The sequence below is a fragment of the uncultured Sphingorhabdus sp. genome, from assembly GCF_937872355.1.
Classification (GTDB): domain Bacteria; phylum Pseudomonadota; class Alphaproteobacteria; order Sphingomonadales; family Sphingomonadaceae; genus Sphingorhabdus_B.
This window is the reverse complement of sequence record NZ_CALMSV010000061.1, coordinates 1-22,327: the sequence shown is the minus strand read 5'-3', so window position 1 is coordinate 22,327 and position 22,327 is coordinate 1. Positions and strand designations below refer to the sequence as shown.

The following is a 22,327-nucleotide window of genomic DNA, read 5'->3' as shown; positions in this document are numbered from 1 at the left end:
TTCCCGACCTTGGCCGATCACGCAAAGTCTGATCATCCTGCCGTACAGGCGCAGCTTGACCGGCTGACTGCGCTCTCGCCCGGACGCGATACGCTGGGGCTGGAGCGGATCAGTGCGTTGTGTGAACGACTGGGCAATCCGCAAGACCATCTGCCGCCCGTGTTCCATGTCGCTGGCACCAACGGCAAAGGTTCAACCTGCGCCTTCCTTCGTGGTGCGATTGAGGCGGCGGGCCTCGAATGCCATGTCTATTCCAGCCCGCACCTTGTGCGCTTCAACGAACGGATAAGGGTTGCCGGGAAATTGATCGAGGATGAGGTGCTGGCGGCGTTACTGTCCGAAGTGCTTGATCATGCCGAGGGGTTGCAGGCGAGCTTCTTCGAAGTGACCACAGCAGCTGCTTTCCTGGCATTTTCACGTACCGACGCAGATGCCTGTGTTATCGAAGTCGGCCTTGGCGGGCGGCTTGATGCGACCAATGTGATCAAGAAACCAGCGGTATGCGGCATAGCCTCACTGGCAATCGACCATGAGGCTTTTCTACTTGCGCCCGAGGAAGGCGTTCCAGAAATGGAACCGCTCGACCGGATAGCCTTCGAAAAATCGGGGATCGCGAAGGCTAATGTGCCTTTGGTCACCCAGGCCTATTCCCCGTCGATGCAGCGGACCATCATCGAGCAAACCAACCGCACAGGCGCCATTCCAACCATCCGGAAGCGCGATTGGGATGCCGAAATCCGGGACAGCCAGCTGCACTATCATGATGGACAGGAGCATGTCTGGTTACCGCGCCCGTCGATGGCGGGTCGGCATCAGGCCGATAATGCTGCCCTCGCCATCGCCATGATCATGCACCAGCCGCGCCTGTCGATCCCGCGCGAAGCCATGAAATCGGCGATGCTGACCACCCGCTGGCCGGCGCGGATGCAAAGACTGGCTGCCGGCCCCTTGACCGACTTGTTACCGACAGGAACCGAACTGTGGCTCGATGGCGGGCATAATGTCGATGGCGGGCTCGCCATTGCAGCTCATTTTGCCACGGAAAATCGCCAGATCCATCTCGTAACCGGAATGCTTGCCAACAAGAACCCTGCCTCGATCATAGCCCCTTTGAGCGGGAAATTAGCAAGCGTCACAGTTCTTCCCGTTCCCGGACATGATCATCATGGGGTCGAAGCTTTTGGCCCCGAGGCGAAAGCTGCGCCGGACATTCAAACCGCGCTACAGTCTCTATCCGTCGATCCGGAACGGCAAATCGTCCTGATAGCGGGCACATTGTATCTCGCTGGATCAGTGTTGAAAGCAAATGGCGAGGAACCGGTCTAACGCACTTATTGCGATTGACTTGCAATAGCATTTATGGTGACTTGTGCAGACAAGGAGATTCACCATGCAGCCCAACCTGCCAGCAGCCTCAGCCACCCTGCCCTTTGCAGGGCCGACCGACGCTAGCTCCCGTCTGCTGCTTTATTGTTTGCGTAGGATGGGGGCGCATGGCCTGCACGACGCACATGCGGCCAATGCGATGCTGGGTACATTCGGGCTGAGCTACCAGCGCCCACTGGTCATGCTGCGCGCCTTTGTCGCGGAAACGGCCCGAACATCTCATCGGAAAATCCGGATTGCGGGATGCTGCTGCTTCCGGATGACGCTTGACGAGGCCCGCCTGATCGACGCGATCGCATCGTCTGAAACGGACATACGCAATGCAGCCGTTCAGTTGCGTACCGTTCTCGGTACGCCAGACAGCCTGGGTGCGCTGGGCGCTGCGCAGGCTGTGCAGGCTGCCTTTGCGGATCTCGGCCATCCGCTTGGCATGGATTAGGCAGCGGTCGCCGCTTTGCCCTTCCAGGCCAGCAAACCACCTGCCGCCAGCACTGCGGCAAAAATCGCGGTGATGTTGTTTTCCAACTCAAGCGGTTGCGACAACAGCAGCCCAACGAGACCGATAACAACGAGCAAAAAGCCAGTGATACGCAACGCTCCCACCGGTTCCTTCAGCGCTTTTTCGTCAACACCTTCGGTCTGACGGATATTCTGGACAACATAGCCCTTACTCCAAAGCACCCAGAGCAGGATCATGCCCGGAATGGCTGCGACCACGGTAAAGCCCCAAAAACCGACCCAGCCTACCTTCTCTGCAATGATGCCTGCGGGCCCTGCCATGAAGGTGCGGCCGACCCCAGCAAAAGAGGAGAGCAACGCAAATTGGGTTGCCGTATAGGCGATGCTTGAAAGGCCAGAAAGGTAGGTGGTGAAGACAGTCAGGCCGATGCCGCTGGTAACATTTTCCGTCACAATCGCCGCCACCATCATCCAATAGGCGTCTCCCAATGCGGCCAACAGCATGAACATCACGTTGGAGAACATCATCAACAGGCCCGATATCAACAATGCCCGGCCCATGCCGAGCCACAGAATGAATGGTGCCCCCAGTGCGGAACCGACGATCAGTGCGCCATATCCCCAGAATTTGTTGGCGGTAATATAGTCGGTATCCGAAAACCCTAAGTCGACAATCATGGGTCCAAGCATCGCCTGCCCCATTGCATCACCCACCTTATACACCAGCACAAAACCAAGGATCAGGAACGCGCCGTGGCGCGACATGAACTCGCGGAAGGGATTGACGACGGTTTCCTTGAGCCATTGACCGGCAGACATCCCCGCAGCCTCGGCATAGCGATCGACAAATTTGCCCGGACCAATGATGAATGCCCCGATAATGGCAGGAATGATGCAAAAAGCGGTCAGGCCATAGGCCGTGGCCCAGCCCAAGCCTAGTCCCTCAGCCGAGGCAAAATAGATGGTTCCTGCCCCGGCAATCAGATTCCCCGTCCGATAGCCAAACTGGTTGGTGGCGGTTCCGTGGGCAAACTCTTCCTCATCAAGAATTTCGATACGATAGGCGTCGATAACAATGTCCTGCGTCGCAGACAGAAAGGCGACAACAAACGCCCAGAAGGCAAAAATCCCCAAACTGCCAGGCTGCGGATTACTGGCACCCAATTGCCAGATGGCGAAAAAGAGGAATGTTTGGACAAAAAACAGCCATGCCCTGCGCTGACCAAACATTTTGGTCAGGACGGGCAATGGAGTTTTGTCGACCAAGGGCGCCCACAGGAATTTTAGAGTGTATGGCAATGTCAGCGCAACCGCAAAGCCGATGGTCGCTGTGTCAATTCCGACTTTCGCCAACCAGAATGTCATCGTCGCAACAAGCAGCGTGAATGGGAAACCGCTCGAAATGCCAAGCAGGAAGGCGACCAGCGGTGCTTTACGAAGATACGGTCGGAACGATTTGATCGTCAGCGCGGAACGGAGCCCCCCCCCAATGCCTGCCGAAAAAATGAAAAAGCGGATAAAAGCACCCGACGTGCGCCCCCCCGATAATCTGGGCCCAGGCCCCTAACGGCAAATTCCTGAACCGCCAATGTCTTTAACTCCAACACAGCAACAGCTGCGTGACTTTTCCAGCCAAGTCGGGCATGGCGCGCGCATGGCTCAACCTCCCAAACGTCCATCCTCTGCCAAGCCGCCTGCGCGTCCGGCCAAACCGCCCCGATTGCGCTGGGATAGCAAGCCTGCGCGCAAGCCACGGCCAGACACGGCGCCCTCCAAAGGCGCACTCGAACGCAAGGACGGCGAAGAGCGCATCGCCAAGCTTCTTGCCCGCGCAGGTGTGGCATCGCGGCGCGAGATAGAACGGATGATCGCCGACGGACGCGTCACATTGAATGGTGAGACGGTCGAAACCCCGGCGACGCTCCTGAAATCACTGCATGGTGTTTCGGTGGATGGCCAACCGGTGAAGCAGCCCGAACCTACCAAGCTCTATCTGTTCCACAAACCCGCCAATTGCCTGACCGCTGAACGGGACTTTTCCGGACGCAAAACGATTTACGATATCCTGCCTAAGGATCTGCCCCGCCTGATGCCGATCGGGCGGCTCGATTTGAACACCGAAGGGCTGCTGCTGCTTACCAATGATGGAGAATTCAAACGCCAGATGGAATTGCCCTCAACCGGCGTGGAACGCACCTATCGCGCGCGCGCTTTCGGCGACATCAGCCAAGCGCAGCTTGAAGAACTGATCCACGGCATTGAGATCGAAGGCGTGCGGTACGGCAAGATTGACGCCAATCTCGAACGCCGCACCGGGCGCAATGGATGGCTGGAAATGACACTGACCGAGGGCAAGAACCGCGAAGTTCGCCGCGTGCTTGAACATTTCGGACTAGAGGTCAGCCGCCTGATCCGCACCCGTTATGGCCCCTTTGTCTTGGGTGATATGGCCCCGGGTGAAGTCGGCGAAGTGCGTCGAGTCGATTTGATAGAATTCCGGAATACATTGAAAGCATGAGGATCATTTCCGGCACATGGCGTTCACGGCCTTTGGCAGCGCCCAAGGGGGATACCACGCGCCCGACAGCCGACCGTGCGCGTGAAACGCTGTTTTCGATGCTGGCCAGCCGGTTGGGATCGTTTGAGGGCCTGCAGGTGCTCGACCTGTTTTCAGGTTCGGGAGCGCTGGGGCTGGAAGCGCTTTCGCGTGGGGCGGCACACTGTGTTTTCGTTGAACAGGACCGTGCCGCGCTGGGTGCGCTCGAAACCAATATCGCCAAACTGGGCGCTGGCCCGCAAAGCGAAATCAAGCGTGGGTCAGCGTTGATGCTCGGCCCTGCGCGCAGGGCCTATGACCTTGTCCTGATGGATCCACCCTATGGAACAGGCGCGGGCGCTGTCGCTCTCGACAAATTGTCGCGCCTTGGCTGGATCGCATCCGGTGCGCTGGTCAGCATCGAAACCGGCAACCGTGAGGACACGGTCGTCAAAGGCTTCGAGATCGATACCATCCGCGACATTGGCAAGGCGCGGATAACTTTGCTGCGGCCCGAAAGCGCGGCTGAATGACACAAAGCCCGAAGCTTGACGGCACTGGCTGGCTGCTGATCGGCATCCTCTCGATCCTGTGGGGTGGCGCTTTCTTTCTGATCGAGGTTGGACTGCGCAGCTATCCCCCGATTACTTTGGTCTTTATGCGCCTCGTACTGGCCGTCCCGCCCATGTGGATCGCCATGCGGTTGATGGGCGAACGACTGCCAACCCAACCGCGTATATGGGGGCTGTTGGCAGTAGTTGGAGCACTAAACTGCGCCCTTCCCTTCATTCTTTTCTTCTGGGGACAACAATATCTCGACAGCGGCTATGCCTCGATCCTGAACGCGACCACACCGCTTTGGGGCGTGGTCACTGCGCATTTCCTGACCAGTGACGAGAAGGCCACTCCTGCCCGGATCATCGGTGTACTCGTCGGCATGGCGGGCATCGTCGTTATGGTCGGGCCAGAAGCGATGAAGGGGCTTTCGAACAACCTGCTCGCGCAGATCGCCTGCATTGTCTCAACCATCTTCTACAGCTTCGCCGCCATCTATGGCCGCCGCCTGTCGCAGACCGAATTGACGCCAATGGCAGTTGCGACCGGGCAGACGCTGGTCGCGGCGCTGATGATGGTTCCGATTGTCGCTGTGATGGACCAGCCCTGGACAATGGCCACGCCACGGCTCGATTCAACGCTGGCGGGCATTACACTCGCGCTGTTCTCGACCGCGCTGGCCTACACGCTCTACTTCCGGCTCATCGATCGTTCGGGGGCATCGAATGCGCAGCTGGTGGCGTTTCTCATGCCGATTCTGGCTGTCATCCTTGGCATCGCCTTCCTCGGCGAAAGCCTGTCCGGCGGGCAGATTGCAGGCGCAGGGCTGATCGCCGTAGGGCTGGCTATCCTAGACGGCCGCCTCATCGCGCGATTTCAGAAGTAGCAGGCCGAACAGGCTAAACACCGCAATCGCCGCGAGATAATAGCCGACATATTCAAGGCCGCGTTCGGAAAGCTTGAGTGCGATGTTGGGGGCCAAAGCGCCGCCCAATATCCCCGCTGCGTTGAAGCAGATCGACGCGCCAGTGTAACGCACCCGCGCCGGAAATAGCCCGGGCAGCCATGCGCCCAGCGGGCCGTAAACCAGCCCCATCACGAACAGCAGCAGCGAGAGATAGACCCCGGTCAGGAAGAGGTTACCGCTGCCCAGCCAGGGGGCGGTGGTGAAACTGGCGGCGAACATAGCGGCGCAGCCAACGCCCAGCACAAAGGCGGGACGAGTCCGGTCTGCCCAATAGCCCGAGACGATAATCCCCGCCGCCATGAACAGGATCGCGACCAGTTGCACACCGAGGAAATCCTCCCGCGCCAAACCCAGCTTGGTGGTGCCATAGCCCAGCGCGAAGGCAGTCGAGAGGTAGAAGATCGCAAAGCAGGCGATCGCCGCAAAAGTGCCGCCGAACAGCTGCAACGGATGCGTGCGCACCACCTCGGCCACCGGAACCTTTGGCGGTGGAGCCTCCTCCAGCGCGGCTGCAAACGCCGGGGTCTCGGTCAGCTTCAGGCGCACCCATAGACCGATGCCGACCAGCAGCGCGCTGAGCAAAAAGGGTATCCGCCAGCCCCACTCGCGGAAATCAGCGTCGCTGAGCAACAAGCCCAATATCAGGAACAACCCGTTCGAGAGGATGAAACCAACCGGCGCACCCAGTTGCGGAAACATGCCGTAACGCGCCTTTTTACCTTCCGGCGCGTTTTCGACAGCAAGCAACGCCGCGCCACCCCATTCGCCGCCAAGACCAAAGCCCTGCCCGAAGCGAAGGATGCATAGCAGCAGCGGCGCAATCCATCCGGCAACGGCATAGCTAGGCAGGAATGCAATCAGGAAAGTCGATATCCCCATGATCATCAGCGACCAGACGAGCGTCGCCTTGCGCCCGATGCGGTCGCCATAATGGCCAAAGACCAGCGCCCCCACCGGTCGCGCGATGAAAGCCAAGGCAAAGGTCAGCCAACTTTGCAGCAACTGCGCCTCGGGGCTGGAGGTCGGGAAAAATAGTGGCCCGAAGACCAGCGACGCCGCGGTCGCGAAAATATAGAAGTCGTAAAATTCGACCGCCGTCCCCGCCATCGCCGCACCCAAAATGCGCTTATGCGATGCCTTATGCACGATCACAGAAATGGCTTCAGATTGAATTCCGCCTTTTTGCGGATACCTGACCTTTCATAGTCAAAGGATACTGTACTGCCCGCTTTTGCGGTAATCTTGTTCAAGATGCTCTGCCAACTTTCACCAACAATCTGGTCACCAATTTGCAAACCAATTTCGGCAGCGGGGCTTCCGGTGCCGACTTCGGCAATAACAATTTCATTGCCTTTACGGTCGAGCCAGAGTCCGGATTTGGGATAGTCGTCATCTGAAACAGGCAGACCATTTCGCGCGATGTATAATTCCTTGTTCGCGGCATCGGTCAAAATGTGGAAAGTCCGCAAAACGGCAAGCCCGACGAGTCCATGGAATCTTGCGAATTGTCCTTTGGTCGCGTCCGGATGCATCGCCCGGACCAGCATATTCTGAAACTCGAAATTGTGCAGTTTTACCGATGGCATTCGATAAATCCGAACGGCAACCGAAACACTGCCGAACCCTCTGGCGATGTGTGGCGCATAGGGTTGATCGCCTTTATATAATTTCATTGCCCGTGATGCATTGCCATCAAGCAGGATTGTTCCCGGCGCACCGGTATCGAACAGAAAGTCGCCTTTGAATTTGTCCATCTGGCCCTCAATGGCCAGCATCTGGGTATCCCGCGTCGGAACAAATCCGTTGGGTATTTTTACATAGCCTTTGCGGATATTGGGCGCTCCAGGAAAAACCCGCCATTCGCCGCTGGCGAAATCGAGTTCGGAATTCAAGGTCGAGATAAACCCTGCTGCCAGCAGCCCCGGAAACTCTGACCGATCAAGCGAGCGTGATCCCGCTATATCAAGCCGCGACATCGAAAAGCGCTCTCCAATCAATACATTGTCGAGCGAATAGACCATTTGCTTTTCAGCGCCGCCTATCCCCCAAATGGTTGTCGTGCCTTTTGCCTTCAGACCCCAGCTTTTGGCCAATTCATTAGACATCATGCTGAAAATAGCGCCTGTGTCGATGATAAAGGGGACCGGCTTGTTGTTCCCTGCAGCAACCATCGTCCATACGCGGTTCCGCGTGACCAATATCCGGGAAGTAACCGGCGACGTGCCTGCGTTGGCCAATCCTTTGCTGGCTAACAACGGCAAGGCCAGTGCTCCAGCCATCAGCGACCTGCGCCCGATGTTCATGAATTCGTTCTCCAATCTGTTGCCTGCTCTATGCCGATTGTTGCGCGCAACGGTCAAGCGCTTCCGGCCTTGCGCAGGTCAGAAGTGTTCCCTAATCGTTCGCGCGTGACTCACAACCCGCCTGCCCCACAATATCCCTGGCTCGACGGCCTGAACCCACCGCAGCGGGAGGCTGTGTTGACGACCGAAGGGCCGGTTCTGGTTCTGGCAGGCGCAGGCACGGGCAAGACCGCGGCGCTCACTGCACGTCTTGCGCACATCATTGCCGAACGGCTCGCATGGCCCTCTGATATCCTCGCTGTCACCTTCACCAACAAGGCGGCGCGCGAGATGAAGGAGCGGATGGGCCGGATGATTGGCGATGCCGTCGAAGGCATGCCCTGGCTCGGCACCTTTCACTCGATCGGCGCGAAGATGCTGCGCCGCCACGCCGAGTTGCTCGGCCTCAAAAGCAACTTCACGATCATCGACACCGACGACCAGTTGCGCCTGCTCAAGCAATTGATCGAGGCCGCCAATCTGGATGAAAAGCGCTGGCCCGCGCGGCAACTGGCGGGTTTCATCGATCGCTGGAAGAACAAGGGCCTGACCCCGGCGGATCTGGATGCCGGCGAGAGCGCGCTTTACGCCGAGGGCAAAGGTCAGGCGATGTACACCGTCTATCAGGCGCGCCTGCGCGAGCTCAACGCCTGCGACTTTGGCGACCTGCTGCTGCACAACCTCACGCTGCTCAAAAACAACCGCGACGTGCTTGAGGAATATCAGGAGAAGTTCAAATATATCCTCGTCGACGAGTATCAGGATACCAATGCGGTCCAATATCTCTGGCTGCGGCTGCTCGCGCAAAAGCGGAAGAATATCGCCTGTGTCGGCGATGACGACCAGTCGATCTACAGCTGGCGTGGGGCGGAAGTCGCCAATATCCTGCGCTTTGAAAAGGATTTTCCCGGCGCAAAGATCATCCGGCTGGAACAGAATTACCGCTCCACTCCGCATATCCTCGCCGCCGCCTCGGGCCTGATTGCAGCGAATAGCGGGCGGCTGGGCAAGACGCTGTGGACTGACCTCGACAGCGGTGAAAAGGTGCGCATTCTCGGCGTGTGGGATGGACCCGAAGAAGCCCGCCGCATCGGCGACGAGATAGAGGCGCTGCAATATAAAAAGGTCTCGCTAAACGACATCGCGATCCTCGTCCGCGCGCAGTTCCAGACGCGCGAATTTGAAGACCGCTTCATCCAGATCGGCCTCAACTATAAGATTATCGGTGGCTTCCGCTTTTACGAACGCGCCGAAATCCGCGATGCCATTGCCTATCTGCGCATCATCAACCAGCCCGCCGACGACCTCGCCTTTGAGCGCATCGTCAACACGCCAAAGCGCGGCATTGGTGACAAGGCGGTCGAGAAAATCCACCGCGCCTCACGTGCGGAGGGCGTTCCGCTCTCGGTCGGTGCGGCACGCATCGTCGGCACCGATGAGCTGACCGGCAAGGCGCGCAAATCGCTATCCGATCTGGTGATAGACATTGCCCGCTGGCGCGACAGCGCCTCCACCCTGCCCCCGTCGGCACTGACCGAACTGGTGCTGGAGGACAGCGGCTACACCGCTATGCTGCAGGCCGAACGCAGCGTTGAAGCATCGGGGCGGCTCGATAACCTCAAGGAACTCGTCCGCGCGATGGAGGAATATGAAACGCTCGGCGATTTCCTCGAACATGTCAGCCTCGTCATGGATAATGACGCGAACGCGCAGGACGAGGCCGTCACCATCATGACGATCCACGCTGCCAAGGGACTGGAATATAATCATGTATTCTGCGTGGGCTGGGAAGATGGCGTCTTCCCCAGCCAGCGCGCGATGGACGAAGGCGGCCTCGCCAGCGTCGAGGAAGCGCGCCGCCTCGCTTATGTCGCGATCACCCGCGCGCGCGAAAAATGCCCCATCACCCACGCCGCCAACCGGCGGATTTATGGCCAGTGGACGAGCAGCATACCCAGCCGCTTCATCGACGAACTGCCCGAAGAGCATATCGAGAATGAGCAGACGATGACTGGCGGCGCCTCACTATGGCGCGCCAACTGGTCCGAACGCGCCGATCCCTTCGCCCACTTGGCCGCCGCCAACGCGACCCGCGCCGGCCAACGCGGCCCCGGCTGGCAACGCGCCGCGACCAGCGGCGGCTTTAACGCCCGGCCGCAACGTGTGCAGGAATCCAGCAAGCCCGCCGTGGGCTTGGGCGCGCAAGGCCGAACCGACCTCGCCATCGGCATGCGCGTTTTCCATGAGAAATTCGGCTATGGCGTGATCGAGGATATCGAAGGCAACAAGCTGGAGATCGAGTTCGAACAAGCCGGGCGGAAGCGGGTGATGGATAGTTTTGTGACGGTGGGGTGATCAGGCTTTCACCTTTGGCAATTCGCCCAAGATATGCCCAGGCATCGCCCGATCCCAGCCTTCGCGCGCGGCGATGATCAGCGCTTTCAGCCGCTCGCCCTGCCGCCTCCAGGCAGCATCGGCGTCTGCGCTCCACGTTGCGCCTGCCGCGTCGCCGATGCAGTCAATGGTCAGGTCGATCCAGCTTTCATATTCGGCCCAGGGTAACCGGCCATAGCTGCGGTGGGTGAAGGCAAGTTCGTCGATCAGGGGGCCGACCCACAGCTCCTCCCCCTTGGCGAGGCCGAGCATCATCTCCAGTGTCTCGTCGGTCATCCGGCGCGAAGAGGCGTCGACATTGATGAAGGTTGCGCGCCGTTCGGGCCAAGCGGCAAACCAGCGCGCGAACAGGGCGTGACGCAGTTCCACGCCTGCTTCAGCGACCGCAATCAGGCTGGTTTCCATCAGTTCGGCGTCGCTTGGCATATCCGTTTCTCCGATGCAGTTTGCCTGCCTTATCGCGTGTTAAGCATTCAAGCAGCCTGTTTACAACGGAAAGCACCCCGATGCAGAGCCGTTACACCGCTTTACGGTTAGCCATGATGATTGATGAATTTTACAACAAGAGTGCCGTTACCGCAGAATTTGGCAATCGTGTCGGTTGGAGTTCAGTCGCAAAATGGAATTTGACAGCGGTTCAGGGTTCAAACATGCCTTCTCGGCGGAGTGCGACGATGTCGTATATTCGCCGATGGCGGACAGGCGCGACGAAGAACGGCAGCTGTCGGTCAGGCTGACCGCAAAGATTATCGTTGCCAGCCGCGAACTACCTTGTCGGGTGCACAATATCTCGTCTGGTGGCGCGAACATCGAAACGCTGGCGAATTTGACGGCGGAAGACCGGATACGGATCGAATTCCGCTCCAACCTCTCGCTCGCCGGAAAAGTGCGTTGGCAGAACGGGGCATTTGCGGGCATCGAGTTTACCGAACCCGCCGATGTCGATGCGGTGCTCAAAAAAACCGGCATCTCGATTGCGCGGATCAAGCCGCGCTTGCCGCGCTATGGGTGCAAGGTGCCGGCCAAGCTGGTGACCGAGCAACAGACCATTGATTGTGAAGCCATCGTCATGACAACCAACGTGGTCCAGCTGAACCAGATCAAGCAGGTGAAGCCGGGCGAAAGCTATATGCTGGTTATCACCGGGCTTTCGCGGCGTAAGGTTTCGATGGTGTGGAGCCGCGACAAACAGGCCGGGGTCAAATTCCTCAATCCGCTACGCTTTAATGAATTCGAAAGCTGGATTGCGTGGAATCAAAGCGAGATGGTGCCGTAATAGCTGGCGACGGATGGCGCATCATCGAGTCGCGGGGTTGCGTTGTAGCTTATGTTAAGTCCGCCCCATCCTACGACAGACTTGGCCGGAAATGTCGAAAATGTTTTTCTCAACTGAATCACTAGAGTTTCTGCGGACTTCAGCAAGTGCATCCGTCGCATGAGCGAAGCCTCCGACAAGACGGCGTCGACAAAGGCTTGCAATCAGCAATGTAATAACATCTCATCGAGTCAGCGGTGCGTTGCCGCTGTCTTGGGAGAGAAATCATGAAACGCCATGTGTTGGTCCTTGCTACCCCGTTCATTGCCACCACACTGATCCTCGCCGGTTGTCAGGGTGCGGAAGAAACCAAATCGCGCGAAGCCATGTCCACCATGGATGTCCGCGAAGAAGCGCCCATGGTCGAAATGGCGTCCGAGCCGATGACCGCCGATGCTGCCGCTGGCCCAAATGTCCGCGTCAGTGCGGCACCAGGGGTGGCGTTCAACTATCGCTATGCCTTCCGCGTGCCCGATGCAAAGATCGCCGCGGTGCAGGAGGAGCACGCCGCCGCGTGCGAAACTTTGGGCCTGTCGAGGTGCCGCATCACCGGCATGCGCTATTCATTGATCGACGAGGATGAGGTGAACGCTTCGCTCGCCTTCAAGCTCGACCCGTCAATCGCGCGCAAATTCGGCAAGGATGCCATTGCCTCGGTCGAAAAGGCCAAGGGGATATTGGTCGACAGCCAGATCCAGGGCGTCGATGTCGGCAGCGGGATTAGTGCCTCGCAACGTCGCAGTTCAGACCTGCAGGCGGAACTCAACCGCATCGAGGCGCGGCTGAAAGCGGGCGGCATGGGTGACCGCGAGCGCACTGAGCTGCAGGAGCAAGCACAGCGTATCCGCGAACAGCTGGATGGCGAACGCGACACGCGGCGCAGCGGCGAAGAACAGCTTGCGACGACACCGATGGAATTCGTCTATTCGGGCGGCGAAGGCATTCCCGGCTTTGGCAGCGGTAATCCCTTTGCCGGAGCATGGGAAACCGCGATCGCCAGCTTTGTGACGATGGCGAGTTTCCTTTTGCTGCTTATTGGCGGAGGCCTGCCTTGGGTGTTGCTGGGCGTTCTGCTGGTCTGGCTATTGCGCAGCCCCCTGGGCGCAGGTCTGCGCCGCTGGTGGGGGCGGAATACGCCACTGAATGATGAGCCGGTGAAGGAGTGAGAAATGTCTCTCCCCTTCAGGGGAGAGACAACGAGACTTGGCAGCTTGCTGCCTAGTCGCAGCAGAGAGGGGTTCGACGGCTAGATCACACCCAGCCTTCCCCCTCTCCACTTCGCCTAAACGCTTTCAGTGCCAAGGCTACATACCTCTCCCCTGAGGGGGAGAGGATTAATTGCTTCAAAATACCGCCTTGGCTTCCTTCTCCTTCAGCATCGCTTGGCGCACCATCGGGATAGGAGGGCCACCGTAGGACAGGAATTCGTCGTGGAACGCCTTCCATTTCTTGCGGTCTCCTTTGGTCCAATCATCGCGCAGCTTGCGGATCATCAGCTTGCCCATCGTATAGTTGAGATAGGCCGGATCATAAGTGCCGCGCGCCGCCTGTTGCTTGCTGTTGCCGGCATCCTGATAGCATTCGGTCTTGAACAGCTGTTCGGACTGCGCGACCGTCATTCCGCGTGCGTGCAGGCCAATTGCGGATAGGTAGCGGCAGTTGCGCAGCAGTGCGTTGGATAGCTGACCGATTTTCATCTCCGCCGCTTCCTCCGGTGAAGCGGTGGTATCACCCAGCCCGGCATCCATCATCATTTCCTCGGTATAATGCGCCCAGCCTTCGGCAAAGGCATAGCCGACAAACAGCTTGCCAAAGATCGACTTGGAGCGGTTTGAATGAAGAAAGTTCAGGAAGTGGCCCGGCCATACTTCGTGCACAGATGTGCCGAGCAAGTCATATTTGCCGGGGACGAAGCCATCCTGCGTCGCCTTGTCCCAAGTCGGATCGGGCGGCGAGATATAATAGACCGACGGCAGGCCTTTTTCATAAGGCCCCGGGATATCGATATAGGCGCTGTTCTGCCGGTTATAGGGCGGCGACTCTTCTACCTTGGCCTCTTCGGTGCCGGGGATTGAGACGATATCCTTGTCGATCAGGAACTGCTTCAACGGCGGCAACTGGCGACGCGCCTCCGCGACCGGGCCATCGGCAGCCTTGTTCATGCCCATCTTGGTCATGCAATCCTGCATCGACGCGCCGGGTGCATAGACACCACACGCCTTGGCGAGCGCTTGCTGGTTGGCCTTGAGGTCGGCCCGACCAATCGCCTCCAGTTCGTCGAGCGAGACATTCACACCTTCGGTTTTCAAAACCATCTTGGCGAACTTCTCCGCACCCAGCGCATAGCCGCCATCGGTTCCGGGTTGTGAGCCGACATAGCCAGCAAGATCCTTCATCGCCGCCGCGGCCTTGGTTGCCGCTTCGTCAAACTGCTTTTGCAGCTCTGCATCCTTTACCTCGGCAAAGGCCTTTTTGGCATCGCCGGTGTAATAATCGGCAAAGCCGCCAAAGCCGGCAGTACCGATTTTAACGTAAGTCGCGGGTAGCGGCAGCTTGAGGTTCATTTTGATTTGCTCCGCCGCCTTGGGGACATTATTGGCATATTTTATGAACGCCTTCATCCGCGTTTCGGCATCAGCATAGGGACGCGCGATATAGACGTTTGGATCGAGCACCCCGACATAGGCCGCCGGATTTTTGTGCAGGCTGTCGGCATCTTCGAGGAAGAAGAGTTCGCCTTCCATCGCATGCACCAGATAGTCGCGTTCGAACTTCTGCGCGTCGGTCAGTTTCGAAGCGTCAATGGCTTTGGCATCGGCAATGGCTTTCTTGCGATAGTCGATCGCCGCCTTGATGCCCTCGGGTGACCAGTCGGGAAGCTGCCCGTCAAATTCATGCTTGCCCTGATAGACCGCAAAGGTCGGGTTGATCTTGAAATAGCCTTCAAGGAATGTTTCGACAAAGCCACCCCACTCGCTGCCGTCATTGGCAGTTAGCGCGCTGGTGTCGCCGTCAACTTTTTTGCAGCCACCGGTAATCGCCAATGCGGCCAATGATACGGCCAAAGCCGCCTGTTTTAATCTCATAGTATTTCTCCCCGAATATAAAATGCTGCATCGATGCTGCATCGATGCTGCACCTCTTTGCCATTTAGTTCCAGCGCGAATTCGACCAGCGACATGACACTGCCACCAAAGCTCAACTTGTTGCGTTACAACAAGTGCAACATTGCCTTGGCGATAAACTGCCGATAGGCGGAATGGTGAGCATGTCGTCCGCACCGCACCCATTCAGCATACCTGATTATCGCCGATACTGGCTGGCGCGTTTCATGGCGGTTATTGCGACCATGTCGATGGTCGTCGTCATCGCCTGGCAGGTCTATGATGTTGCGCGCACCGATTATGGCATGTCCCCCAAAGCAGCAGCGTTTCAGTTAGGGCTGCTCGGCCTGTTTCAGTTCATCCCACTAGCCTTGCTGACGCCGGTTGCAGGCTGGGCGGCGGATCGTTTTGAACGGCGGCGTGTCGCGATTTTTGCCAATATGGTCGACGCGGGGGTCGCGCTGGGGCTTGGCCTTTTGACCTATCATGATGCGCTGACTTTGCCATTGCTGTTCGCGCTCGCGGCGTTCCACGGAGTAGCGCGTGTCTTTGTTGGCCCCTCTATGGCGGCTATCGCGCCCAATATTGTTCCACCGGAATCGCTCCCCCGCGCTATCGCCCTGGGTTCCATCGCCTGGCAAAGCGCATCGGTAATTGGCCCGGCGGTAGGCGGATTGATGTATGCGCAAAATGCGGCGGGATCTTACTGGATGACGGTGGCATTGCTGATCCTGTCGAGCATTTCAATCGCTACGGTCCGTCCCGTTTTCCCACCTCCGATGACCGAGAAAAAGCATCCGGTGCGGATGATGGTTGAGGGGATGAAATACACTTTCTCCGAACGGTTCCTGTTGGGAGCAATCACTCTCGATCTATTTGCCGTACTGTTGGCTGGCGCCACCGCCCTGCTGCCGGTCTATGCGCGTGACATATTGCACGTAGGCCCCGACGGTTTGGGTCAGCTTCGTGCTGCCCCCGCCTTTGGCGCTGCGATAGTCGCGATTTATCTGTCGTTTCGGCCATTGAAGCACAATGTCGGTGCCAAGATGCTGTGGGCGGTAGTGGTGTTTGGTATCGCCACCATCGGCTTTGGCTATTCGCATATCATCGGCCAGTATCTGTTCGGCAACGCCAAGATCGATTGGCTGAATATGGGCGCGTCAATGGCAGTCGCGTTGTCGATGCTCGCCATATTGGGTGCGGCAGACATGCTCTCCGTCTATGTGCGTGGCTCTCTGGTGCAGCTCAACACCCCCGATGCAATGCGCGGCCGAGTAAGTTCGGTCTCCGGCCTTGCGATATCCGCCTCAAACGAACTGGGAGAGCTGCAGTCTGGCTTTGCCGCTGCACTGCTCGGGCCTGTCGGTGCAGTTGTATTCGGCGGCGCAGGGGCTATTGTTATTACTGGTATCTGGGCCAAGCTGTTCCCTGAACTGAAAAACGCCCGAACATTTGAGCCGCAATTTCGTGAAGTAAAGGAGCCGAAACCATGAAGGCCAATTCCATCCTCGAAACCATCGGCAACAGCGCACATATCCGCCTCCAGCGGATGTTTGGCGACGCCGAAGTCTGGATCAAGTCCGAACGCTCCAATCCCGGTGGTTCGATCAAGGACCGTATCGGCCTTGCGATGATCGAGGCAGCGGAGAAGGATGGCAGCCTGAAACCGGGGGGGACGATTATTGAGCCGACCAGCGGTAACACCGGTGTGGGTCTTGCGATGGTTGCGGCGGTCAAAGGTTACAAGCTGGTGTTGGTGATGCCCGAAAGCATGTCGATCGAGCGCCGCCGCCTGATGCTCGCTTATGGCGCAACCTTTGACCTTACTCCGCGCGAAAAGGGTATGAAGGGAGCCATCGAACGCGCAATTGCACTGGTCGAAAGCACACCCAATAGCTGGATGCCGCAGCAGTTCGAGAATCCGGCCAATGTCGACGTCCATGTCCGCACAACCGGCCCCGAAATTCTCGCAGACTTCAAGGATAGCCCGATTGATGTATTGATCACGGGCGTCGGCACTGGTGGCCACATCACGGGTTGCGCGAAGTTTCTGAAGGAAGCCTGGCCGAACCTGAAGGTTTATGCCGTTGAGCCGACGCTGTCGCCGGTGATCAGCGGTGGTCAACCCGGGCCGCACCCGATCCAGGGCATAGGTGCAGGCTTCATTCCGGCGAACCTCCACACCCAGTTGATTGATGGTGTAATTCAGGTCGACCCCGAAGACGCCAAGGAAATGGCGCGCCGAGCCGCACGCGAAGAAGGCATGCTGGTCGGCATTTCGTCAGGTGCTACGCTTGCTGCCATCGCTCAAAAACTGAAGGAACTGCCTGCAGGCAGCCGCGTTCTTGGCTTCAATTATGATACCGGCGAGCGCTATCTGTCGGTCCCCGATTTCCTGCCGGTCGAGTAAAATGCGCCGGGGCGGATTGCACCGCCCCGGCTCCGGCCCGACCCTGTGCGACCCGCGGGCCGAATAAGGTCAGCGATCTGCGTCGGGCTTCCCATCGCCGTCATTGTCGAACAGATCGGGCTTTGCGTCGCCGTTGGTATCCCAGGCGTCTGCTTTGCTATTGCCATCGCGATCCCACGCATCCGGCTTTCCATCGCCATTGCTGTCAATCGTTGGAGGTGGAACGGGTGCTTCGGGTGAAGCCGCAGGTTTGGCAGGTTCGGCGGCATGCACCGTTCCAAAAGCGAAAGGCAGGATAACCGCCAGTGCGGCGGCCCATGCGACCGGACTTTGCGACCATTTCCGGGTTATCGACATCGGTTGCTCCTCATCTGTACAACCCCCTGTCGAATGGGACTTTTCTAACTTTTTCGTGCCTTTGCCAGCCGCAAGCGCCGACTGGTGCCCTTCAAAAGCCTAACCGCCCATCGCACTCGGTCGGTCGTGAATGCAGCGCAGCCTAACGGCTCGTCGCTCGGCGTCGCGCCAGCCTTTTGGCAATCCGCGCGCGACCTTCGCTCCAACGCTTGCGCAATCCGCGTTGCTGCAACGGCTCGAGAAAGCCGTTGGCATGTTCAGGATCGAGCAGTTCGTTTTCGGCGATCAACTTGTCGAGCGGACCCGGTTTTTCCAAATCGAGCAGTTCGAGCGTCTTGCCCTTCCCGCGTAGCGCCTCAACCGTGTCGACCAGCGATCCGGTTTTGGAGAATGTTTCCGAAACGAATTTTTTATCAACGCCGAGATGCTCTGCCAGCAATCGTGTCCGCAATTCGGAAATCGCCTTTTCGGAGCCCTTGTTGGCGGGCAAAGCGCAATCGAGCACCATGTCGCATTCGCTATCCAGCCCTAGCGAACGGTTGTTGAGATTGGCTGAGCCGATCCGCATTATCCTGTCGTCGACAATCATCAGCTTGGCATGAACGTAGATGTCGGTGCCGCCTTTGGTGACGGGCACATAGATGTGGAAACGATCGCCCTTATCGACCTTTCCAATTGCGCGCGCCAGTTGCACCCGCGCGGCGTCCATCGCCTTCTGCTCGAGCCAGCCTTCCGCCGAACGTGGCATTACAACGACGATATCGGGTGGATTGGCCTCTCCCATCCGCGTTGCAATGGCAGCCGCGATCTTGGCGGAGGTCAGATACTGGTTCTCGATATAAATGAACTTCTTCGCCGCTGCGATCATATCAAGGTAGAGGGACTCGATCTCGCGCACTTCTTCAATCTCGCCATAGGGCGCTCGGGTGCGGGCAATGGCGAGATCGACATTTTTGAACAATACGGGTACATCGTCCGGCCATTGCGGTTCGATTTCGCGGACAGAAGGTAGCGGCTTGCCGCCCGCAACGGCCCAACGGTCCCGCGCCAATTCTCCCAGCGCACCCGCGACATCCCCGTCCATCAGCATCGTAATATCATGCCAGGGCGCATGCAGCTTTCCATTGGGCAACACGCGTTTGGGATCATCATCCAGATGGTCAGGCGTGTCCCATCGGCCTGATGCCAGATCGATCCCTCCACATATAGCGAGGCAATCATCGACAATGACAATTTTCTGGTGATGGCTGCATCCGGCGGGATGCGCGCCGTCAAATTTGAACTCGATCGCTCGCGTTGCTGCCCAGCGCGCCAACGTCCATGCGCTTGCAGGAATCAAGAACTGCTTGAGCGCCCCGAAACGCCATTTGAGGATCGCAATCCGGCGGCGCGGATTGCGGCGTGCCAGCCGTAGGAAGAAGTTTGAGAGCCTCGCACGTCTGCTGCGGTCCCCGGGCTCAAGCGAAATGCGGGAATCGAAATCCCAGCCAATGAACAACAGCAGGTTCTGCGCTTCTTCGCACAACTCGCGGACATAATGGAAATAGTCGGCGGCATCGACCACCACCGACACACGGTTGGCACGGGCAATCCGCCAACAATTGCGCCCTTCGACGACGATGGGCCCAATATCGGCGGAAGGCTTTGCTGCCATATCAAGCTACCGCGAACATCTCCGGCTCAAGTGCCATGATCGCTTCGCTTCCCGCCTCGATCTTGCGGCGCAGCGCACCGCAATCGGGGATGAAGCGCTCGGCAAAATAACGAGCGGTGACTAGCTTCGTCTCGTAGAATTTAGCATTGCCCGTTCCGGCATCTAGCGCAGCCTGTGACGCAGTCGCCATACGCAGCCATTGCAAGCCCAGCGCGACGATACCCATGATGTGCATATAATGATGCGCACCCGCGCCGACATTGTTCGGGTTGGCCATGCCATTCTGCATGAACCACATCGTCGCGGCCTTCAATTCGCCATTGGCCTTTTCAAGTCGGGTCGCGAAATCTTCCAGCTTGCTGCCTTTCGCGGCGGCGCATTCGTCACCGACCAATTTAAAGGGGGCCTGCACCGCACGCCCGCCATTTTGCGCCAGCTTGCGGCCAACAAGGTCCATTGCCTGCACGCCATTGGCGCCTTCGTAGATCATCGTGATGCGGGCATCGCGGACATATTGTTCCATGCCCCACTCACCGACATAGCCATGCCCGCCATAGACCTGCTGCGCATTGGTCGCGACTTCATAGCCCTTATCGGTGCCATATCCCTTGATGACCGGCGTGAGCAGCGAGAGCAGATCGTCAGCAACCGTGCGTTCTTCTTCAGTCTGCCCGTTGTGGATGATGTCGGCCAACAACGCGCCATTGAGGCACAAAGCGCGCATCCCTTCGGTGAACGCCTTCGAATCCATCAGCATGCGGCGGATGTCAGGGTGAACGAACAGCGTGTCGGCTTTCTCATTCAGATCCTGCGGCCCGGTCAGAGCACGCCCCTGACGTCGGTCGTGCGCATATTGCACGGCATTTTGGTATGCGACTTCAGCAACGCCCAGACCCTGCTGCCCCACACCGAGGCGCGCGATATTCATCATGATGAACATCGCGGCTAGGCCCTTATTCTCCTCACCGACCAGATAACCAGTCGCGCCATCATAGTTCATCACGCAGGTTGCGTTGCCATGGATGCCCATCTTGTGCTCCAGCGATCCACAACCGAGGGTATTGCGTTCACCAAGCGAGCCGTCTTCGTTCACCAGGAATTTGGGAACGATGAAAAGCGAAATGCCCTTCACATTATCAGGCGCGTCGGGCGTCTTTGCGAGGACGAGATGGATGATGTTCTCGGCCAGATCATGGTCGCCCGACGAAATGAAAATTTTGGTACCGGTAACCGCGTAGCTGCCATCACCATTGGGCACAGCTTTGGTACGGATCAGGCCCAGATCGGTGCCGCAATGCGGCTCGGTCAGGTTCATAGTGCCCGTCCATTTGCCGCTGATCATGTTCGGCGCATAGATCGCCTTCAACTCGTCGCTGCCTTTTACAAGAATTGCCGACACCGCGCCGTGGGTCAGCCCCGGGTACATGCCGAACGCCATATTGGAACTCGCCATATATTCTTCGAATGCCATCGACAGGACATGCGGCATCCCCTGCCCGCCATATTCAACCGGTGCCGAAAGCGTTCCCCAACCGGCTTCGCAATAGGCCTTATAGGCTTCTTTGAAGCCTTCGGGTGTGGTCACCGAACCATCTGCATGACGGGTGCAACCCTGTTTGTCGCCAACCGCATTCAACGGGAATAATTCGTTCTCGACGAACTTCGCCCCCTCGGTAAGGATGGCCTCAACCATGTCGGCGCTGGCATTTTCAAAGCCCGGCAGATTGGCATATTTGTCGATGCCCAGAACTTCGTTGAGAATGAAAAGCGTGTCGCGCACCGGCGCTTTATATTGCGGCATAACGTCCTCTGGTTTTCAAGTTTTGGCAGCTTAGGCTGCCTTGTTTTCCTCCGCCTCGACCCGTTCGACCAAGGCGACAAAATCATTCAATTCGGCAATCGCGCTATCCAGATCCTGACGCTGCTTTTTCAGCAGTTCGGCCCGTTCGCGGCACTTCTGAATGGTGACGCGACGCTGGACATTGCGGCCATCGTTCAGATCGTAGAGATCAATCATTTCGCGGATTTCGGCAAGGCTAAACCCCACTCGCTTCGCCCGCAGGATCCACGCGAGACGGGCGCGATCCCGTTTCGAGTAAATGCGCGCCAGCCCCTGCCGCTCGGGTGAAATCAGCCCCTGATCTTCATAGAAGCGAAGCGCACGGGCCGTCACATCGAATTCGGCCGACAGATCGGAAATCGTATAGCTTTCGCGGCCGAGCGCATCTGGCGTCTCGATGGTGGCGTCAGCCGGTTTTCCGTTTCCCAATATATTATTCATTCCAGCGCCACCTTCTCCCTGACAGGCGAAAGCGACATTAGTTTACGTTAGCGTAAACGTCAACCTCCATGCCGCTACGGCAAGCAAGAAGCTTGGGTGTAATTCAAGCAGTGGTCAGTGGCGATGTTTGAACAGGCTGTTCCGGCGCAACAGGTGCTGGCTCCACGGGCGGGGCGGGAGCTGGTTGCGGCTTGGGCCGCCGCTTGCTCAAGCTTTCAAGTATCACAACTTCGCCATCCATAACGGTTGCGCCATAAAGCGACTCTGCGAAAACTTTCGGCAATCGGATGCAGCCGTGCGACGCTGGATAACCGGGATTGTGACCCGCATGGAGCGCAATTCCATCCCACGTCAACCTTTGCATGAACGGCATCGGCGCGTTCGCGTACAGATTTGATTCGTGATAAACCTTTTTCTGCAGGATCTTGAATACGCCCGTCGGCGTTTCCTTACCCTTCTTGCCGGTAGAAACCGTTGTGAACCCGACCAAGCTGTCGCCATCAAAAACATACATGCGCTGTATGTCGAGCACGATCACCATGCGCAGCGGGTTTGCATAAGCCTCAC

At 58.1% G+C, this 22,327-nt stretch carries 20 protein-coding genes; 10 read left to right on the top strand and 10 right to left on the bottom strand.

The window, feature by feature from the left end; genetic code table 11:
- The first annotated feature begins 9 nt into the window (after positions 1–9).
- Positions 10–1,326 carry a folylpolyglutamate synthase/dihydrofolate synthase family protein gene (locus tag Q0239_RS03245; RefSeq protein ID WP_298598300.1) on the top strand — a complete coding sequence of 439 codons (1,317 nt, stop codon included), beginning with the start codon at positions 10–12 and terminating at the stop codon, positions 1,324–1,326.
- A gap of 64 nt (positions 1,327–1,390) precedes the next feature.
- Complete coding sequence (locus tag Q0239_RS03240) at positions 1,391–1,825, top strand: DUF6628 family protein (RefSeq protein ID WP_298598298.1); 435 nt, start codon at positions 1,391–1,393, stop codon at positions 1,823–1,825.
- On the opposite strand, the gene Q0239_RS03235 is transcribed toward Q0239_RS03240, so the two are convergent.
- A complete protein-coding gene (locus Q0239_RS03235; protein WP_298598353.1) occupies positions 1,822–3,270 on the bottom strand; it encodes an MFS transporter in 1,449 nt (482 codons plus the stop codon). The genes Q0239_RS03240 and Q0239_RS03235 overlap by 4 nt on opposite strands.
- A 229-nt stretch (positions 3,271–3,499) precedes the next feature.
- Between Q0239_RS03235 and Q0239_RS03230 the strand changes: the two genes are divergently transcribed.
- The 3 genes from Q0239_RS03230 to Q0239_RS03220 are packed head-to-tail and all read left to right on the top strand — an operon-like array spanning position 3,500 to position 5,822.
- Positions 3,500–4,363, top strand: coding sequence for a pseudouridine synthase (locus tag Q0239_RS03230; protein WP_298598295.1), 864 nt, complete (start codon positions 3,500–3,502; stop codon positions 4,361–4,363).
- Entirely contained in the window at positions 4,360–4,914 is a 555-nt protein-coding gene (gene rsmD, locus Q0239_RS03225; RefSeq protein WP_298598292.1) for a 16S rRNA (guanine(966)-N(2))-methyltransferase RsmD, read from the top strand. The genes Q0239_RS03230 and rsmD overlap by 4 nt, the downstream gene beginning before the upstream one ends.
- The gene (locus Q0239_RS03220) at positions 4,911–5,822 is read left to right on the top strand and encodes an EamA family transporter (protein ID WP_298598289.1); all 912 of its coding nucleotides are present in this window, start codon (positions 4,911–4,913) and stop codon (positions 5,820–5,822) included. Before rsmD ends, Q0239_RS03220 begins: the two co-directional genes overlap by 4 nt.
- Here Q0239_RS03220 and Q0239_RS03215 read toward each other — a convergent pair.
- Both Q0239_RS03215 and Q0239_RS03210 read right to left on the bottom strand, forming a co-directional pair.
- On the bottom strand, positions 5,787–7,010 hold the full coding sequence (locus Q0239_RS03215; RefSeq protein ID WP_298598350.1) for an MFS transporter: 1,224 nt from the start codon (positions 7,008–7,010) through the stop codon (positions 5,787–5,789). The two genes, Q0239_RS03220 and Q0239_RS03215, sit on opposite strands and share 36 nt — an antisense overlap.
- Before the next feature lie 41 nt (positions 7,011–7,051).
- Positions 7,052–8,182: an aspartyl protease family protein gene (locus Q0239_RS03210; RefSeq protein ID WP_298598286.1), complete on the bottom strand. Its 1,131-nt coding sequence runs from the start codon at positions 8,180–8,182 to the stop codon at positions 7,052–7,054.
- A 129-nt stretch (positions 8,183–8,311) separates the two neighbouring features.
- Here Q0239_RS03210 and Q0239_RS03205 point away from each other — a divergent pair, with 129 nt between their 5' ends.
- Entirely contained in the window at positions 8,312–10,600 is a 2,289-nt protein-coding gene (locus Q0239_RS03205; protein WP_298598283.1) for an ATP-dependent helicase, read from the top strand.
- Here the strand turns inward: Q0239_RS03205 and Q0239_RS03200 are convergent, their stop codons facing one another.
- Entirely contained in the window at positions 10,601–11,065 is a 465-nt protein-coding gene (locus tag Q0239_RS03200; protein ID WP_298598280.1) for a hypothetical protein, read from the bottom strand.
- A gap of 193 nt (positions 11,066–11,258) precedes the next feature.
- Here Q0239_RS03200 and Q0239_RS03195 point away from each other — a divergent pair, with 193 nt between their 5' ends.
- Positions 11,259–11,915 (top strand): PilZ domain-containing protein, encoded by a 657-nt coding sequence (locus tag Q0239_RS03195; protein WP_298598277.1) that lies wholly within the window; start codon positions 11,259–11,261, stop codon positions 11,913–11,915.
- Positions 11,916–12,181: 266 nt separating this feature from the next.
- Positions 12,182–13,120, top strand: coding sequence for a DUF4349 domain-containing protein (locus Q0239_RS03190; RefSeq protein ID WP_298598275.1), 939 nt, complete (start codon positions 12,182–12,184; stop codon positions 13,118–13,120).
- 177 nt (positions 13,121–13,297) lie between these two features.
- Here Q0239_RS03190 and Q0239_RS03185 read toward each other — a convergent pair whose 3' ends face one another.
- Positions 13,298–15,040, bottom strand: a complete 1,743-nt coding sequence (locus Q0239_RS03185) for a DUF885 domain-containing protein (protein ID WP_298598272.1) — start codon at positions 15,038–15,040, stop codon at positions 13,298–13,300.
- 182 nt (positions 15,041–15,222) lie between these two features.
- Between Q0239_RS03185 and Q0239_RS03180 the strand changes: the two genes are divergently transcribed.
- Both Q0239_RS03180 and cysK read left to right on the top strand, forming a co-directional pair.
- Positions 15,223–16,551 carry an MFS transporter gene (locus Q0239_RS03180; RefSeq protein WP_298598269.1) on the top strand — a complete coding sequence of 443 codons (1,329 nt, stop codon included), beginning with the start codon at positions 15,223–15,225 and terminating at the stop codon, positions 16,549–16,551.
- On the top strand, positions 16,548–17,468 hold the full coding sequence (cysK, locus tag Q0239_RS03175) for a cysteine synthase A (protein WP_298598266.1): 921 nt from the start codon (positions 16,548–16,550) through the stop codon (positions 17,466–17,468). The genes Q0239_RS03180 and cysK overlap by 4 nt, the downstream gene beginning before the upstream one ends.
- A gap of 69 nt (positions 17,469–17,537) precedes the next feature.
- Here cysK and Q0239_RS03170 read toward each other — a convergent pair whose 3' ends face one another.
- The 5 genes from Q0239_RS03170 to Q0239_RS03150 form a co-directional block, all read right to left on the bottom strand.
- A complete protein-coding gene (locus Q0239_RS03170; protein ID WP_298598263.1) occupies positions 17,538–17,825 on the bottom strand; it encodes a hypothetical protein in 288 nt (95 codons plus the stop codon).
- 142 nt (positions 17,826–17,967) lie between these two features.
- On the bottom strand, positions 17,968–19,479 hold the full coding sequence (locus Q0239_RS03165; RefSeq protein WP_298598260.1) for a phospholipase D-like domain-containing protein: 1,512 nt from the start codon (positions 19,477–19,479) through the stop codon (positions 17,968–17,970).
- Position 19,480: 1 nt separating this feature from the next.
- Positions 19,481–21,280 carry an acyl-CoA dehydrogenase C-terminal domain-containing protein gene (locus Q0239_RS03160; protein WP_298598257.1) on the bottom strand — a complete coding sequence of 600 codons (1,800 nt, stop codon included), beginning with the start codon at positions 21,278–21,280 and terminating at the stop codon, positions 19,481–19,483.
- A 30-nt stretch (positions 21,281–21,310) separates the two neighbouring features.
- Positions 21,311–21,760: a MerR family DNA-binding transcriptional regulator gene (locus Q0239_RS03155; protein WP_298598255.1), complete on the bottom strand. Its 450-nt coding sequence runs from the start codon at positions 21,758–21,760 to the stop codon at positions 21,311–21,313.
- A 103-nt stretch (positions 21,761–21,863) separates the two neighbouring features.
- Positions 21,864–22,327, bottom strand: a 464-nt coding sequence (locus tag Q0239_RS03150; RefSeq protein WP_298598252.1) for a L,D-transpeptidase family protein, incomplete at its 5' end; no start/stop codon positions are given.